Raw genomic sequence first — 14,853 nt, 5'->3', positions numbered from 1 at the left:
CCGGTGCTCGCGGATCATCGTGCAGAGCATCCGCATCGCTTGGGCGACCCAACCGGCCGCCCCGCGCCCCTACCCGGGGCTCACAATCGTCAGCTGGCGCGACGCACCGGCTGCTGGTAAAGGCCGGCGAACAGGTCGGCCATGGCGTCTTCGCAGGGCTCTTCCGGCGACTGCAGGCTCACCGCGCGGCTCACCAGTTGGTGCGCGCGTGCCAGGTGCAGGTCATCCGGGATCTTCGGCCCGTCAGCCAGATAGGCTACCGGGAGATGCTGGCTGATAGCCAGAGCCAGAGCTTCCCCGAGGCTGCCCGCTTCGTCCAGTTTGGTCAGGATGCACCCGGCCAGCCCACAGGAACGATAGTTCTGCCAGGCGGCCTTGAGCACCTGGCTCTGGCTGGTCGCGGCCAGCACCAGGTAATTCTTCACGTTCAGGCTCAGCGACGACAGCGCCTCGAGCTGCATGCGCAGCGCCGGGTCGTTGGCCGGCAGGCCCGCGGTATCGATCAGCACCAGGCGCTTGCGTGCCAGCGGGGCCATGGCCTGGATCAACGACTGCCCCGGATCGACCAGCGTGACCGGCACATTGAGGATGCGGCCCAGGGTCTTGATCTGCTCCTGCGCGCCGATGCGGAAGCTGTCCATGGACACCAGGGCGATGCTCTGCGCGCCGTACTTCAGCACGTAGCGGGCAGCCAGCTTAGCCAGGGTAGTCGTCTTGCCCATGCCGGCCGGGCCGACCAGGGCGATCACCCCGCCCTGCTCCAGCAGGTCGATCTCCGGGGTGTTGATCGAGCGTGCCAGGTGCGCCAGCAGCATGCGCCAGGCCTGCTTCGGGTCGGCGATGGAGGCCACGCGCTCCAGCAGGCTGCGCGACAGGTCGGCCGGCAGGCCCATGCGCTGCAGGCGACGCCACAGGTTGGCCTGCTTCGGACGCTGGTTCTGCAACTGGTTCCAGGCAATCGAGCCAAGCTGCACTTCGATCAGTTCACGCAGGCCGTTGAGCTCGAAGCGCATGGCCTCCAGCGCCTGCTGGCCAGCGGCGGCCGGCGCCGGGGCCACCGGTGCGTCCATGGCGGCGGCCAGGGTTTCGGCGGCGCTGCGGCGCGGCTTCTCGGTGCCGTACATTTGACGGTCGCCGCGCACGCCATCGGCGGCACGGGTCGGTGCCGACAGGTCGGCCTTGGCCTGGGCGATCTTCGCCTGGGTCTTGCGCAGCTCGGCTTCCAGCGCCGGGTTCGGCTTGCTGGCCGCCACCGGTGCCTGGTAATCCAGCGCCGCGGTCAGTTCCACGCCGCCAGCGACACGGCGATTGCCGATGATCGAGGCGTCCGGGCCCAGCTCGTCACGGACCAGTTTCATGGCCTGACGCATATCAGCGGCGAAGAAGCGTTTTACCTGCATGGCCTCGGACCTCAATCAGTTCTGCCCAACGGTGGCAACGATCGTGACTTGTTTGTTGTCGGGGATTTCCTGGTACGCCAGCACGTTCATGGTGGGCACCGCCATCCGGGCGAATCGCGACATCATCGCGCGGATGGGGCCGGCCACCAGCAGAATCGCCGGCTTGCCAAGCATCTCCTGGCGCTGCGCCGCTTCAACCATCGAGCGTTGCAGCTTCTCGGCCATTCCGGGTTCCAGCAACATGCCTTCTTCGGAGCCCTGTCCGGCCTTCTGAAGACTATTGAGCAATATCTGTTCCAACCTGGGCTCCAGAGTGATCACAGGCAGCTCCGGCTCTAGTCCCACAATGGTTTGCACGATGGCGCGGGCCAGCGCGACGCGAACCGCCGCCACCATCGCGGCGGGATCTTGACTCTTCACCGCGACGTTGGCGATGGCTTCGGCGATGGTGCGGATGTCGCGCACCGGCACCTGTTCCTGCAGCAGCGCCTGCAGCACCTTGAGCAGGGTCGACAGGGAAATCAGCCCCGGCACCAGCTCCTCGGCGAGCTTGGGCGAGGTCTTGGCCAGCAGTTGCATCAGTTGCTGGACTTCTTCGTGGCCAAGCAGCTCGTGGGCGTGCTTGTGCAGGACCTGGTTGAGGTGCGTCGCAACCACGGTGCTGGCGTCCACCACGGTGTAGCCCAGGGACTGCGCCTGGTCGCGCTGCGAGGCTTCGATCCACACGGCTTCCAGGCCGAAGGCCGGGTCCTTGCCGGCGATGCCGTTGAGGGTGCCGAACACCTGGCCGGGGTTGATCGCCAGGTCGCGGTCCGGATAGATCTCGGCCTCCGCCACGCTGACGCCCATGAGCGTCAAACGATAGGCGTTGGGCAGCAGGTCGAGGTTGTCGCGGATGTGCACCGACGGCATCAGGAAGCCCAGGTCCTGGGACAGCTTCTTGCGCACGCCCTTGATCCGCGCCAGCAATTGCCCGCCCTGGTTGCGGTCCACCAGCGGAATCAGGCGATAGCCCACTTCCAGGCCGACCATGTCCACCGGCGTCACATCGTCCCAGCCCAGCTCCTTGGTCTGCTCGGCGCGCTGCGCGGGCAGCAGCTCCTGCTGGGCCTGGGCCTCCTGCTCGGCCTTCTGGCTGGCCTGGCGCTGGCGGTGCCAGATCAGGTAGGCGCCACCGGCAGCCAGGCCGCCCAGGCCGATGAAGGATACGTGCGGCATGCCCGGCACAAGGCCCATGGCGATGAGGATGGCCGCGGAGATGGCCAGCGCCTTGGGCGAGGCGAACATCTGGCGGTTGACCTGCTGGCCCATGTCCTCGGCGCTGGAAACGCGGGTCACCATGATCGCCGCGGCGGTGGACAGCAGCAGCGACGGCAGTTGCGCCACCAAGCCGTCACCGATGGTCAGCAGGGCGTAGACCTTGCCGGCATCGCCGAAGCTCATCGAGTGCTGGATCACCCCGATGGCCACGCCACCGATGAGGTTGATGAAGAGGATCAGCAGGCCGGCGACGGCGTCACCGCGGACGAACTTGCTGGCACCGTCCATGGAGCCGTAGAAGTCGGCTTCCTGGGCGACTTCGGCGCGGCGCTTCTTGGCTTCCGCCTGCTCGATCAGGCCGGCGTTGAGGTCGGCGTCGATGGCCATCTGCTTGCCGGGCATGGCGTCGAGGGTGAAGCGCGCGCTCACCTCGGAGATACGCCCGGCACCCTTGGTGACCACCACGAAGTTGATGATCATGAGGATCGCGAAGACCACGATACCGACGACGTAGTTGCCGCCGATCACCACCTCGCCGAAAGCCTGGATCACCTTGCCCGCGGCTGCGTGGCCGTCATGCCCGTGGAGCAGCACGACGCGGGTGGACGCGACGTTCAGCGCCAGGCGCAGCAGGGTGGCGACCAGCAGGATGGTCGGGAACACGGCGAAGTCCAGCGGACGCAGGGCGTACACGCTGACCAGCAGCACGACGATGGACAGCGCGATGTTGAAGGTGAACAGCACGTCCAGCAGGAACGGCGGGATCGGCAGGGTCATCATCGCCAGCATGGCGAGCAGCAACAGCGGCACACCCAGGTTGCCCCGGCTGAGCCCCGCCAGATTGCTGCGAACAGTGCCGATCAGTTGCGTACGATCCACCCGAAATCCCCTGCACGTGGGTGGCCGAAGCGGCCACCGGATCAAACTTTTGACGCCCAACCGGGCATCCGCACAGGGTTTTGCAGGAAGCGTTCCAACTTCGTCGAAGCCGCTCTACGAACTGTCTTTCACCAGCTTGAAGGTGCCGTCGCGGAAGCTGCCGGCCACCGCGCAGGTGGACTGGTTGGCGTCGCTGCGCGCCTCGAAACGGTAATGGCCGGACATCACGCCGTAGTCGGTGTCGTCCTCGCTGCGGACGATCTCCACGCGGTCGATCACCAGTTCGCCATGGCTGGCGCGCAGGGCATCCTCGGGCACCTCCTGGAACACCACCGCCACCGCCTCACCGAGCCGGGCGCGGCCCTCCCGCGCCGGGCCGATGGCGTAGCGCCCGGAAAGCTTCGAAGGATCCCGTCGCAACTGGTCCTGCTCGGTGGTCAGGTGGAACTGCGCGGTAAGCGTCGCCGGGCGGCCACCCTCCCCCTGTACCGCCAGCGGCACGCCGATCACCAGCTCGTTGTCGCCGCCGAGCTGGGCGACATACAGCGAACCCCACCAGCGGTCCGTGACCTGCGCTTCGTGCTGCGTGCCGCAGACCTGCAGGCGGTACTGCGTCACCGGCGTATCCGGCGCGCAGGCCGCGCACAGGGCCGCGCCCACGGCCATCCCCAGCCTTCTGAAGTATCCCGCTTCGCTCATCGTCCTTCTCCGTTCCATGCCCTGGCGCGCACGCCCGCACCTGGAAGGTTCGACCGGCGAAATCCCGCGAAAGGTTCCCCTGTCTTTCGGCCGGTCACCAGCTTTCCGAGTCACCTCCACCCCCGCTGGAGCCGCCGTCCCCGGAAAAGCCGCTGTCGCTGCTGGAATAACTGTCGCCGCTGCCGACGGACGTTCCACTGTCGCCGGATCCACCGCGTGAATAGGCGTCTGAACTGGAACTTGCAATCCACCTCCATTGCAAGCGACGGATCAGGCGGTACAGGAGGTAAAGGACGGCAGGAATCGCCAGAAGGGTCAGCAGCAACCGGACGAACCCTGCCAAGTCGTTATTGCTAGGCACATCCGGCAGCACCTCGCCGTCGATCAGTCGTACCAACGTCGATACCGCGCGCTCGATACCGCCGGCGAAGTCACCATTGCGGAAGGCCGGAACGATATTTTCCCGGATGATGCGCGCGGCGACCACGTCGGGAATCGCCCCTTCCAGCCCGTAGCCGACCTCGATGCGCATGCGGTGATCGTCCTTTGCCACCAACACCAGCACGCCGTCGTCCACGCCCCGCCGACCCAGGCGCCAGTGCTCGAAGACGCGCGTGGCGAACTGCTCGATGCTGTCCTCGCCAGTGCTGGGCAACATCAGGATGGCGATCTGCGAGCCCTTGCGCTGTTGTAATGCCAGCAACCGCTGCTTCATCGCAGTGGTCCAGGCGCTGTCGAGAGTACCGGTGAGGTCAGTGACCGGGCTCTTCAGCGCCGGTAATTCGACTCGCTGTGCATGGTGCTCGATAAACGGTGGCTCGCGGCTGGCGTCGAGCGGTGTCGGCGACACAGCCACACTCGGCACATTGGCGAACGCAGCGCTGGAACCCAACCAGATGAACAGACAAAGGGTGAGACGAATCCAGTGTTTCATTCTCGCGACTCGAACGGGATAGCGGCGGTGCGCTGTCGGACCCGCCATCGTAAAGCTTCAATCGCTGAAGAAATGTAGGAATTTGCCGGCAGCCGTCCTTATCACTCGTCGCGTCGCAAATCCGGCGGGATCGGCAGGTCCGGCATCGGGCCGGGGCGCTTGCCCTTGCCGGCGCGGTACTGCTTGAGCTGGTAGACGTAGGCCAGCACCTGGGCCACGGCGAGGTAGAGGCCGGCGGGGATTTCATGGTCCAGTTCGGTGGAGTAGTACACCGCCCGCGCCAGGGCCGGCGATTCGAGCACGGTGACCTTGTGCTCCTGGGCGATCTCGCGGATCTTCAGCGCCATGAAGTCGTTGCCCTTGGCCAGCAGCCGGGGCGCGCCGCCCTTCTCGGCGTCGTATTGCAGGGCCACGGCGAAGTGGGTCGGGTTGGTGATGACCACGTCGGCCTGCGGCACCGCCTGCATCATCCGCCGGTTGGCCATCTCCCGCTGCATCTGGCGGACCTTGGCCTTGACCTCGGGCTTGCCCTCGGAATCCTTGTACTCGTCCTTCACTTCCTGCTTGGTCATCATCAGCTTCTTGCGGTTGTCCCAGAGCTGGAAGGGGACATCCGCGGCGGCGATGAAGATGATGCTGCAGGCCAGCCAGAAGGCGCTCCAGCCGATGATCCTGGCGCTGTGCACCATGGCCTGTTCCAGCGGTTCGCGGGCGATCGCCATGAGGTCGTCCTGGTCGGACTTGAGCACCAGGATCGCCACGATCAGCACCAGCACGAACTTGGCCAGGGCCTTGAGCAGCTCGGTCACCGAGCGCAGCGAGAACATGCGCTTGAGCCCGGCCAGCGGGTTGAGCCGGCTGAACTTGGGCGCCAGCGCCTCGGCGGAGAACAGCCAGCCGCCCAGGGCCACCGGGCCGACCAGCGCTGCGATCAGCAGCACCGCAAGGATCGGCCAGATCGCGTCGGCGCCAATCTTGCCGCCTTCGGCCAGCAGGTTGAGCATGCTCTCGCTGTTCATCACCGTGGCGCGGTCCAGCTCGAAGCTGCCGCGCATCAGGCGCATCAGCGCGTCGGCCAGGCTGGCGCCGAACATCAGCAGGGCGCCGGCGCCGGCCAACAGCACGGCCAGGGTGTTCAGCTCCTTGGACCGAGGGAGCTGGCCCTTCTCGCGCGCGTCCTTGCGCCGTTTCTCTGTAGGTTCCTCTGTCTTGTCTTCGCTACTGTCGTTCTCGGCCATCAGCGGGCCCCCACGAGTTCGCGCAGCAGCCGCAGGCCTTCACTGGCCAGCGACTGGTACTGGGTCAGAATGTCGGCGCTGCCGATCCAGACGATGATGAAGCCCATCACCAGGGTCAGCGGGAAGCCGATGGAGAAGATGTTCAGCTGCGGCGCGGCGCGGGTCATGGCGCCGAACGCCAGGTTGACCACCAGCAGCGCGGTGATTGCCGGCAGCGACAGCATCAGCCCCGCACCGAGGATCCAGCCGAGCTTGCCGGCCACGGTGATGAAGTGGTTGCTCGACAGCCCCTCGCCCACCGGCAAGGTGGTGAAGCTTTCCGCCAGCACCTCGAACACCACCAGGTGGCCGTTCATGGAGAGGAACAGCAGCGTCACCAGCATGGTGAAGAACTGCCCCAGCACGGGCACCGAGATGCCGTTGGTGGGATCGATCATGGAGGCGAAGCCCAGGCCCATCTGCATGGAGATGATCTGCCCGGAAATCACGAAGGCGTGGAACATCAGCTGCAGGACGAAGCCGAGCATGGCGCCGACGAGGATTTCCTGGGCGATGTAGACCATCGCCTTCAGGCTCAGCGCGTCCACCTGCGGCATCGGCGGCAGGTTGGGCACCAGCGCCACGGCAATCGCCACGGACAGGTAGAGGCGCACGCGGGTGGGCACCAGTTGGGTGCCGATGATGGGCATGACCATCAGCATGGCGGCGATGCGGAACAGCGGGAACAGGAAGGCCCCGATCCAGCCGCCGATCTGCGCGTTGCTGAGCTCGAGCATCAGCCGATCAGCGTCGGGATGCTGGTGATCAGCGACTGGGTGTATTCCATCAGCTGCCGCAGCAGCCAGGGGCCCAGCACGATGAGGGTGAGCAGCACCACCAGCAGGCGCGGCAGGAAGCTCAGGGTCTGCTCGTTGATCTGCGTGGCGGCCTGGAACATCGCCACGATCAGGCCCACCAGCAGGCTGGGCAGCACGAGAATGCCGACCATCACGGCGGTCAGCCAGAGCGCTTCGCGGAACAGGTCGACGGCGACTTCAGGGGTCATGGCAACTCCGTTCTTTCAGGCTTGGGTAGGAGCGAGCTTGCTCGCGAACCGCAGCCGCTCAAGAGCTTCGCGAGCAAGCTCGCTCCTACAAAAAGCAAAGGCATCGCTAGACCATCCCGAAACTGCCGGCGAGGGTGCCGATGATCAGCGCCCAGCCATCCACCAGCACGAACAGCATGATCTTGAACGGCAAGGAGATGATCAGCGGCGAGAGCATCATCATGCCCATCGCCATCAGCACGCTGGACACCACCAGGTCGATGATCAGGAACGGAATGAAGATCATGAAACCGATCTGGAACGCTGTCTTCAACTCCGAGGTGACGAACGCCGGCACCAGGATGGTCAGGGGCGTGGCGTCGGCGCTGGCAATGTCGGTGCGCTTGGACAGGCGCACGAACAGTTCCAGGTCCGACTGCCGGGTCTGAGCCAGCATGAACGCCTTGAGCGGTACCTCGGCGCGGGTGATCGCCTCCTGCGCGGGGATCTGCTCGTTGAGGTAAGGCTGCAGCGCGGTGCTGTTGATCTTGTCGAACACCGGCGCCATCACGAACAGCGTGAGGAACATCGCCAGGCCGATCAGCACCTGGTTCGACGGCGTGCTCTGCAGGCCCAGCGCCTGGCGCAGGATGGAGAAGACGATGATGATCCGGGTGAAGCTGGTCATCAGCATGACGAACGCCGGGATGAAGCTCAGCGCGGTCATGATCAGCAGGATCTGCAGGCTGACCGAATACTCCTGCTGCCCCTGCGGGTTGGTGGTCACGGTAATCGCCGTCAGCTGCGTCGGATCGGCGGCAAACGCCTGCGGCGCGAGCAACGCCAGCAGGCCCAGGAGCAGCGGCGCGGCTGCCTTGAGCGCGCCGATCAGAACGGAGAGGTTCGGCGAACGGGTCACTGCGGGCGGCCCTTGTCCTTGTTCAGCAATTCCAGCAGGCGCTGGGCGAATTCCGGCTGCGCCGCTTCCGACTCGGCGGCATGCACCGGCTGGCGCATGACATGCAGCGGCGTGATGCGCCCGGGCGTCAGGCCCAGCAGCACCTGTTCCTCGCCCACCTGCACCAGCACCAGGCGATCACGCGGGCCGAGGGCCTGGCTGGAGATCAGGCGGATCGCCTGGTTGCCGCGCGGCACGACCTGCTGCACGCGGCGCACCAGCCAGGCGAGCAGGAAGATCAGCCCGACCACCAGCACCAGGCCCAGCAGCAGTTGCATCAGCTGCGCGCCGGCGCTGCCGGTGATCAGGCTCGGCGTGGAGCTGGCGTGGACGATGGCCGGGTTGGACGCCGGTGCCGACGCCTCCTCGCCCAGGGCGAAGAGGGACAGCCCCGCCAACGGCAACGCAATGAGGTTCGCGAGCAGGCGGGCCATGTCAGCGCAGCTTCTTGATGCGTTCGCTGGGGCTGATCACGTCGGTGAGGCGGATGCCGAACTTCTCGTTCACCACCACCACCTCGCCGTGGGCGATCAGCGTGCCGTTGACCAGCACGTCCAGCGGCTCGCCGGCCAGGCGATCGAGTTCGATCACCGAGCCCTGGTTGAGCTGCAGCAGGTTGCGGATGCTGATGTCGGTATGGCCGACTTCCATGGAAATGGTCACCGGGATATCCAGGATCACGTCCAGGTTCGGGCCTTCCAGGCCGGCAATGGTCGGCGCCTTGGGCGCCATGCCGAACTCTTCCATCGGCGCGCGCGGCGCGGCGGGCACGACCGGCGCCGCGGCGCTGGCCATCATCGCGTCGATGTCGTCCTGGTTGGCGTCACCCGATTCGGAGAGCGCCGCGGCCCATTCGTCGGCCAGCGCCTGTTCTTCGGGGGTTACGTTTTCTTCGTCAGACATGGTGGGTCCTCTTGGGATTCGCTCAGCGCGGGCGCACGAGCGGATCGAGAATCTGCAAGGCCAGGTTGCCCTTGTGCGAACCCAGCTTGACCTTGAAGGAAGGCACGCCGTTGGCGCGCATGATCATGTGCTCGGGCAGCTCCACCGGGATCACGTCGCCCGGCTGCATGTGCAGGATGTCCCGCAGCTTGAGCTGGCGACGCACGACGGTGGCGCCCAGCGGCACGTTGACGTCGAGGATGTCCTCGCGCAGGGCGTTGATCCAGCGCTCGTCCTGGTCGTCCACGTCGGACTGGAAGCCGGCATCGAGCATCTCGCGGATCGGCTCGATCATCGCGTATGGCAGGGTGATGTGCAGGTCGCCGCCGCCGCCGTCCAGCTCGATGTGGAAGGTGGAGACCACCACCACTTCGCTGGGGCTGACGATGTTGGCCATCGCCGGGTTCACCTCGGAGTTCACGTACTCGAAGGTGATCGGCATGACCGCGTGCCAGGCCTCGGCGAGGTCGACGAAGGCCTGCTCGATGACCATGCGCACCACGCGCAACTCGGTGGGGGTGAACTCGCGGCCTTCGATCTTGGCGTGACGGCCGTCGCCGCCGAAGAAGTTGTCCACCAGCTTGAACACCAGCTTGGCGTCGAGGATGAACAGGCCGGTGCCGCGCAGCGGCTTCATCTTCACCAGGTTGAGGCTGGTGGGAACGTACAGCGAATGCACGTACTCGCCGAACTTCATCACCTGCACGCCGCCCACGGCGACATCCGCCGAACGGCGCAGCAGGTTGAACATGCTGATGCGGGTGTAGCGGGCGAACCGCTCGTTGATCATCTCCAGGGTCGGCATGCGGCCCCGGACGATACGGTCCTGACTGGTCAGGTCGTAGGACTTGATCGCCCCCGGCTCGACGTCGGACTCGGTTTCCACCAGGCCGTCGTCGACGCCGTGCAGCAGCGCGTCGATCTCGTCCTGGGAAAGTAGATCCTGCATGGCCATGGCGGGTACCTACTGCAATACGAAATTGGTGAAAAGCACTTGCTCCACGGTCAACTGACCGGTCGCCTTCTTCGCCAGTTCCTGAAGACTGGAGGTGGCCTGCTGGCGGAGCATTTCCTTGCCGACCGGCGTCACCAGATTGTCGAAATTCTGGCTGGAAAACAGCATCACCAGCTGGTTGCGCACCAGCGGCATCTGCTCGCGCAGGGCATCCATCTGCGCCTGGTCACGGCCCATCAGGGCAACGGCCACCTGAAGATAACGCTGGCGGCCGTTCTGATTGAAGTTGACCACGAAGGACGGCGCGAGAATTTCGTACACCGCCTGCTTGCGGGTGGGCTCCGCGTGTTCCGCGGCCTTGGCCTCGGCTTCGTCGGGCTTGGCGCTCTTGTGCAGGAAGAACCAGGTACCGCCCACCGACGCACCCACCGCCAGCAGGAAGGCCAGCACGATGATGATGATGAGCTTCAGCTTGCCCTTGCCGGGCGCCTGGCCATCGGGGAGAGAAGGCGTCTGTTCTTTCTTGGCCATGCCAATAATCCGTCACTTTTGCGGCGCGATACGCTGATACCGGGGTACCAGCAAGGGCTGTGCCAGTTCGGAAACGTCCGACTGGCGCCGCCGCGGATATTACAGGCTAGACGGAGGATGTCACGGGGAGGAGTAAGAATTTTCCTTGGCGCAGGCGGGGATGGGGGTTGGGCGGTTCGCGAGCAAGCTCGCTCCTACGAAGAGCCGCCCCGGCGCCCGTTCCTGGCTCGGTCCCCCGAGGAGCCGCCTCGCCGCCCGGCCCGAACTGTAGGAGCGAGCTTGCTCGCGAACGAGGGCAAGCGTGGCGCTCGGGCTTGGACCCTCTCCCTGAAGGGATAGGAGACTCGTTCGGCGTGCGCTGAAAGATCGACGCTCGACGGTGGCACATCACTATGAACGGCACGGATAGCTCCCTCTCCCTTCAGGGAGAGGGCTGGGGAGAGGGCGCTTTCAGGCAGCACCGCGCCACCCGGAACGCGCCCACCCCATCACGCGTAATAATCCACCAATCCCCTGCCCTGCGCCGTCGATGCCGGGCGGATCTCCGACATGCCGCTGATCATCGGCTCGTCGTCGCCGCCCTCGCCCCCCGCCACGCTCCGCGCGCCGCCGCGGCCGTCGCCCTGCTGCTGTTGCTGCTGCCAGCCACGGGCGGACTGGTCGGAAACGTTGACGTCGAGCTGGCCCATGCCCTGCTGGCTGAACATCTCGCGCAAGCGGTGCTGCTGGCTGTCCAGTGCCTCGCGCACGCCGGCGTTGGCGCTGACGAAGTTCACCTGGGTCTGGTCGGCGCTCATGTGGATACGCACTTCCAGGCGGCCGAGGTCGGCCGGGTCCATCTGGATCTCGGCGGACTTGAGGTTCTGCGACGACATCCACATCACCCGGTCGACCACCTGGTCGGTCCAGCCGTTCTGCTGCATCGACACCGCCTGGCCGGGCACCAGCGGGTTCACCGGGCGGCTGGTCACGGCCTGCGGGGTGTTCAGTGCCTGGGTCAGGGATTCCAGGCGCGCGGCGAAGGCTTCGTTGCGCGGCATCTCCGGCTTGGCGTCGGTCTGCACGTCCGCCACCTGCTGCGTCAGGTCCACGGCGTCCTTCAGCGCGCCTTCGGCGAGCTGGGTGCCTGTGCCCTTGGTGGCCGACTCCGAGTTCAGCGCCGCGAGCGCCGCCGACAGGTCATCCTTGCCGTTGGCATCCACTGCCTTGCCGCCGGCCTTGGCCGCCAACGGGTTGGCCAACTGGGTCTGCTGTACCTGGGCAGGCTGCTCGTTGCCGCCCAGCCCGAGCGCCAGGCTGACGCCGGGAATCTCGTTGAGCTTCTGCAGGTCGTCGTCGCCACTGGCCTCGGTGAGCGCGCTGGTGCCGCTGCTGACCACCAGCGGCGGCGCCTCGGGCTCCGGCAGCTGGCCGGTCATGCCCAGCATCAGCAGGGGGTCGAGGGTCGCGTCGGGCTTGGCGTCGGTGTCCGCCACCGGCTCGTCCGCCTTGCTCGCGCCGTCGGCCGGCAAGGCCTTGCCGTCCTCGGCAACCTTTGGCTGGTCGGCGGCAGCCGGCGCCGTGGCGTCCTGGCTGGCAGTGTCCTTGTCGGCACTGTCCCGTGGCTTGTCGGCTTTCGCCTTGGCGGGCTTGTCGGTTCGCTCGCTGGGGGCCGGACGCTGCTCCCTGGCATACACGTCGGCAAAGCTGGAACCCTTGTCGTTGCTGCTGTTCGGCGAATTCTGGGCAGACTTGGAGAGCGCCGCCTTGGGCCTGATATCAGGCGCCGAGCTCAATAAAATATCCGGGGCGACAGCCATCGGAGTGCTCCGTTGAGGTGAATATCCAACACGGAGATAGCAAGGCGCGGGCCAACTTGGAAAGGCTCAGGAACGACCGGCCACCAGCAGGGTGCGAACGATGGAGAACTCGTGCTCGACCTTGCCGATCAGGCTCTGCGCCCCGGCCAGGTCATTCTGCCGTGCGGCCTCTTCCAGGCGCTTGCACAGGCTGCTGAGCACCGCGGCGCCCATGTTGCCGCAGCTGCCCTTGAAGCTGTGCGCGGCGTGGCGCAGGGCCGGTGCGTCGGCCGCGGCAAAGGCCTCGCGGATGCTGCGCAGGCGCTCTTCCGAATCGCTGAGGAAGGTCTCCACCAGGAGCGGGTACTCGTCTTCCATGATCGACAGCAAATTGCTCAGCACGGCGCCATCGAGATGCGGCTCGGACATTGGGCACTCCCTGGAGGATGGCTCGCCACCCCGGGGAATCCGTTCAGGCCCGGCCTGGCGCAGCGCGAGAGTCGGAACAGCTTCCCAAGGGACGAGAAGGCCCGATTATGCCTGAGCCGACCAGAAGAACTCCACGGAGACCGCCTTGCCGTCGCTCGACCACTGGCAGCGGTCCGCCAGTTGCCGGACCAGCGCCAGCCCCCGCCCGCAGAGACTGCCGGCGGCCTGCTGGGAGGCCAGCACCGCGCCCACGTCGAATCCGTCGCCGCTGTCCTCCACCCGCACCAGCAGCCGCCCGCCGTCGCCGTGGGGCGCAAGGTCCAGGTGGAAGCGCACGAAGCCGTCACGCAGCGCCTCCAGGCGCTGGCTGCGTTCCTGGTAGTAGCGAGCGAAGCCGGCGGCGTCACACTTGAGCGCGGAGTCCAGGCCCATCACGCCGTGCTCCAGGGCGTTGGAGTACAACTCGGCGAGCACGCTGTAGAGGGCGCCGCCGCGGGGACGCAGGTCGTGCACCTCCATCAGCAATTGCAGGAGGAAGGGCAGAGGGTTGAAGTGGCGCAGGGTCGGCGCGCGGAATTCGAAGCTGGCGGACCAGTCCAGCGGGCTGCTCAACCCGTTGTCGGCGAACGCCAGCGGCGGTCGCTGCAACGAATCCTCCGGGACCAGCGCGACCTCCAGCATGCTGACGTCGTCCTGGGCCTCGCCACGGAAACGCGCCACCGCCGCCTGGATGCCATCGAACAGGCGCGACGGCGCCAGGCCCTCGGCGAACACCTGGTGCAGGCGCTCCTCGCCGAACGCTTCGCCGCTGGCATTGCGCGCCTCCAGCACGCCGTCGGAGAAGAGGAACACACGGTCGCCCTCCTCCATCGCGTAGACCTCGCACTGGTCGCTGAAGGCGGCGGCCTCCAGAATTCCCAGCGGCAGGTGGCGCGACACCAGCGGCTGCAGTTCGCCGCTGGCGTGGCGGTGCAGGTAACCGTTGGGCAGGCCGCCGTTCCACACCTCCACCAGGCCGCGCTGGAAACTCAGGTTGAGCACCGCGGCGCAGCAGAACACACCCACCGGGAGGATGCGCTTGAGCTTGGCGTTCATCTCGCGAAGGATGTCCGCCATCGGGTAGCCCTTGGCGGTCATGCCGTAGAACACCTCGGCCAGCGGCATGGCGCCGATGGCCGCCGGCAAACCGTGGCCGGTGAAATCGCCGAGCAGCACGTGCATGCCGCCGGAGGGCTTGAAGGCCGCCAGCAGCAGGTCGCCATTGAACAGCGCGAAGGGCGATTGCAGGTAGCGGATGTTCGCCGCATTCAGGCAGCCCGAGTGGGCCACCTTGTCGAACACGGCCTTGGCCACCCGCTGCTCGTTGAGCAGGTGCTCGTTGTGCCGGGCGATCAGGTCGCGCTGCTCCAGCACCATCCGCTGCAGGTGATGCAGGCGGCCCATGGCGCGGATCTTGGCTTCGAGGATGACGCGGTTGTAGGGCTTGGAGAGAAAGTCGTCGCCGCCCGCCTCCAGGCTCTGCACCAGCGCCTCGGGCTCGCTCAGCGAGGTGAGGAAGATGATCGGCACCAGTTCCTCGCCGGCTTGCCGGCGAATCCGCCGCGCCGCCTCGAAACCGTCCATCACCGGCATCAGCGCATCCATCAGCACCAGCTGCGGGCGCTCCTGGGCGAACAGCGCCAGCGCCTCCAGGCCGTTGGCGGCGGTGAGCACGCGGTGCCCCTGGCGGCTGACGATGGTGGACAGCAACAGGCGATCGGCCGCGTTGTCGTCGGCGATCAGGACGGTGAGGAGTTCGGCCACGGCCGTTGCCACTGCGCAGCGGG

The 14,853-nt window shown here is 66.4% G+C and carries 15 protein-coding genes; all 15 read right to left on the bottom strand.

Annotated elements, in window-relative coordinates:
• Positions 1-89: 89 nt before the first annotated feature.
• The 15 genes from flhF to ACNFIA_RS21480 all read right to left on the bottom strand — a co-directional run bounded on the left by flhF (position 90) and on the right by ACNFIA_RS21480 (position 14,842).
• Positions 90-1,400, bottom strand: a complete 1,311-nt coding sequence (gene flhF, locus ACNFIA_RS21550) for a flagellar biosynthesis protein FlhF (protein WP_259756387.1) — start codon at positions 1,398-1,400, stop codon at positions 90-92.
• A gap of 15 nt (positions 1,401-1,415) precedes the next feature.
• The gene (gene flhA / locus ACNFIA_RS21545; protein WP_416788493.1) at positions 1,416-3,539 is read right to left on the bottom strand and encodes a flagellar biosynthesis protein FlhA; all 2,124 of its coding nucleotides are present in this window, start codon (positions 3,537-3,539) and stop codon (positions 1,416-1,418) included.
• A 114-nt stretch (positions 3,540-3,653) separates the two neighbouring features.
• Positions 3,654-4,238, bottom strand: coding sequence for a hypothetical protein (locus ACNFIA_RS21540; protein ID WP_416788491.1), 585 nt, complete (start codon positions 4,236-4,238; stop codon positions 3,654-3,656).
• 94 nt (positions 4,239-4,332) lie between these two features.
• Positions 4,333-5,172: a TPM domain-containing protein gene (locus ACNFIA_RS21535; protein ID WP_416788489.1), complete on the bottom strand. Its 840-nt coding sequence runs from the start codon at positions 5,170-5,172 to the stop codon at positions 4,333-4,335.
• Between the two features lie 101 nt (positions 5,173-5,273).
• Positions 5,274-6,410: a flagellar biosynthesis protein FlhB gene (gene flhB / locus ACNFIA_RS21530; RefSeq protein ID WP_259756394.1), complete on the bottom strand. Its 1,137-nt coding sequence runs from the start codon at positions 6,408-6,410 to the stop codon at positions 5,274-5,276.
• Positions 6,410-7,186: a flagellar biosynthetic protein FliR gene (gene fliR / locus ACNFIA_RS21525; protein WP_259756396.1), complete on the bottom strand. Its 777-nt coding sequence runs from the start codon at positions 7,184-7,186 to the stop codon at positions 6,410-6,412. The genes flhB and fliR overlap by 1 nt, the downstream gene beginning before the upstream one ends.
• Positions 7,186-7,455: a flagellar biosynthesis protein FliQ gene (gene fliQ / locus ACNFIA_RS21520; RefSeq protein WP_045212070.1), complete on the bottom strand. Its 270-nt coding sequence runs from the start codon at positions 7,453-7,455 to the stop codon at positions 7,186-7,188. The genes fliR and fliQ overlap by 1 nt, the downstream gene beginning before the upstream one ends.
• 106 nt (positions 7,456-7,561) lie before the next feature.
• A complete protein-coding gene (gene fliP / locus ACNFIA_RS21515) occupies positions 7,562-8,326 on the bottom strand; it encodes a flagellar type III secretion system pore protein FliP (RefSeq protein ID WP_416788711.1) in 765 nt (254 codons plus the stop codon).
• Between the two features lie 23 nt (positions 8,327-8,349).
• Entirely contained in the window at positions 8,350-8,826 is a 477-nt protein-coding gene (fliO, locus tag ACNFIA_RS21510) for a flagellar biosynthetic protein FliO (RefSeq protein WP_259756399.1), read from the bottom strand.
• A gap of 1 nt (position 8,827) precedes the next feature.
• Complete coding sequence (gene fliN / locus ACNFIA_RS21505; RefSeq protein ID WP_259756400.1) at positions 8,828-9,295, bottom strand: flagellar motor switch protein FliN; 468 nt, start codon at positions 9,293-9,295, stop codon at positions 8,828-8,830.
• A gap of 22 nt (positions 9,296-9,317) precedes the next feature.
• Entirely contained in the window at positions 9,318-10,289 is a 972-nt protein-coding gene (fliM, locus tag ACNFIA_RS21500) for a flagellar motor switch protein FliM (protein WP_259756401.1), read from the bottom strand.
• A 9-nt stretch (positions 10,290-10,298) separates the two neighbouring features.
• Positions 10,299-10,820 (bottom strand): flagellar basal body-associated protein FliL, encoded by a 522-nt coding sequence (fliL, locus tag ACNFIA_RS21495; protein ID WP_259756402.1) that lies wholly within the window; start codon positions 10,818-10,820, stop codon positions 10,299-10,301.
• 488 nt (positions 10,821-11,308) lie between these two features.
• Positions 11,309-12,619 (bottom strand): flagellar hook-length control protein FliK, encoded by a 1,311-nt coding sequence (locus ACNFIA_RS21490; RefSeq protein WP_416788485.1) that lies wholly within the window; start codon positions 12,617-12,619, stop codon positions 11,309-11,311.
• A gap of 66 nt (positions 12,620-12,685) precedes the next feature.
• A complete protein-coding gene (locus ACNFIA_RS21485) occupies positions 12,686-13,027 on the bottom strand; it encodes an Hpt domain-containing protein (protein ID WP_259756404.1) in 342 nt (113 codons plus the stop codon).
• Between the two features lie 105 nt (positions 13,028-13,132).
• Entirely contained in the window at positions 13,133-14,842 is a 1,710-nt protein-coding gene (locus ACNFIA_RS21480; RefSeq protein ID WP_416788482.1) for a SpoIIE family protein phosphatase, read from the bottom strand.
• Positions 14,843-14,853: the final 11 nt, after the last annotated feature.

Origin of the sequence: Pseudomonas sp. NY15437 (genome assembly GCF_048068435.1) — a bacterium.
In the GTDB taxonomy this organism is placed as follows: domain Bacteria; phylum Pseudomonadota; class Gammaproteobacteria; order Pseudomonadales; family Pseudomonadaceae; genus Pseudomonas; species Pseudomonas nitroreducens_B.
The sequence above is the reverse complement of the archived record's forward strand: the minus strand, read 5'-3'. Positions and strand labels throughout refer to the sequence as shown.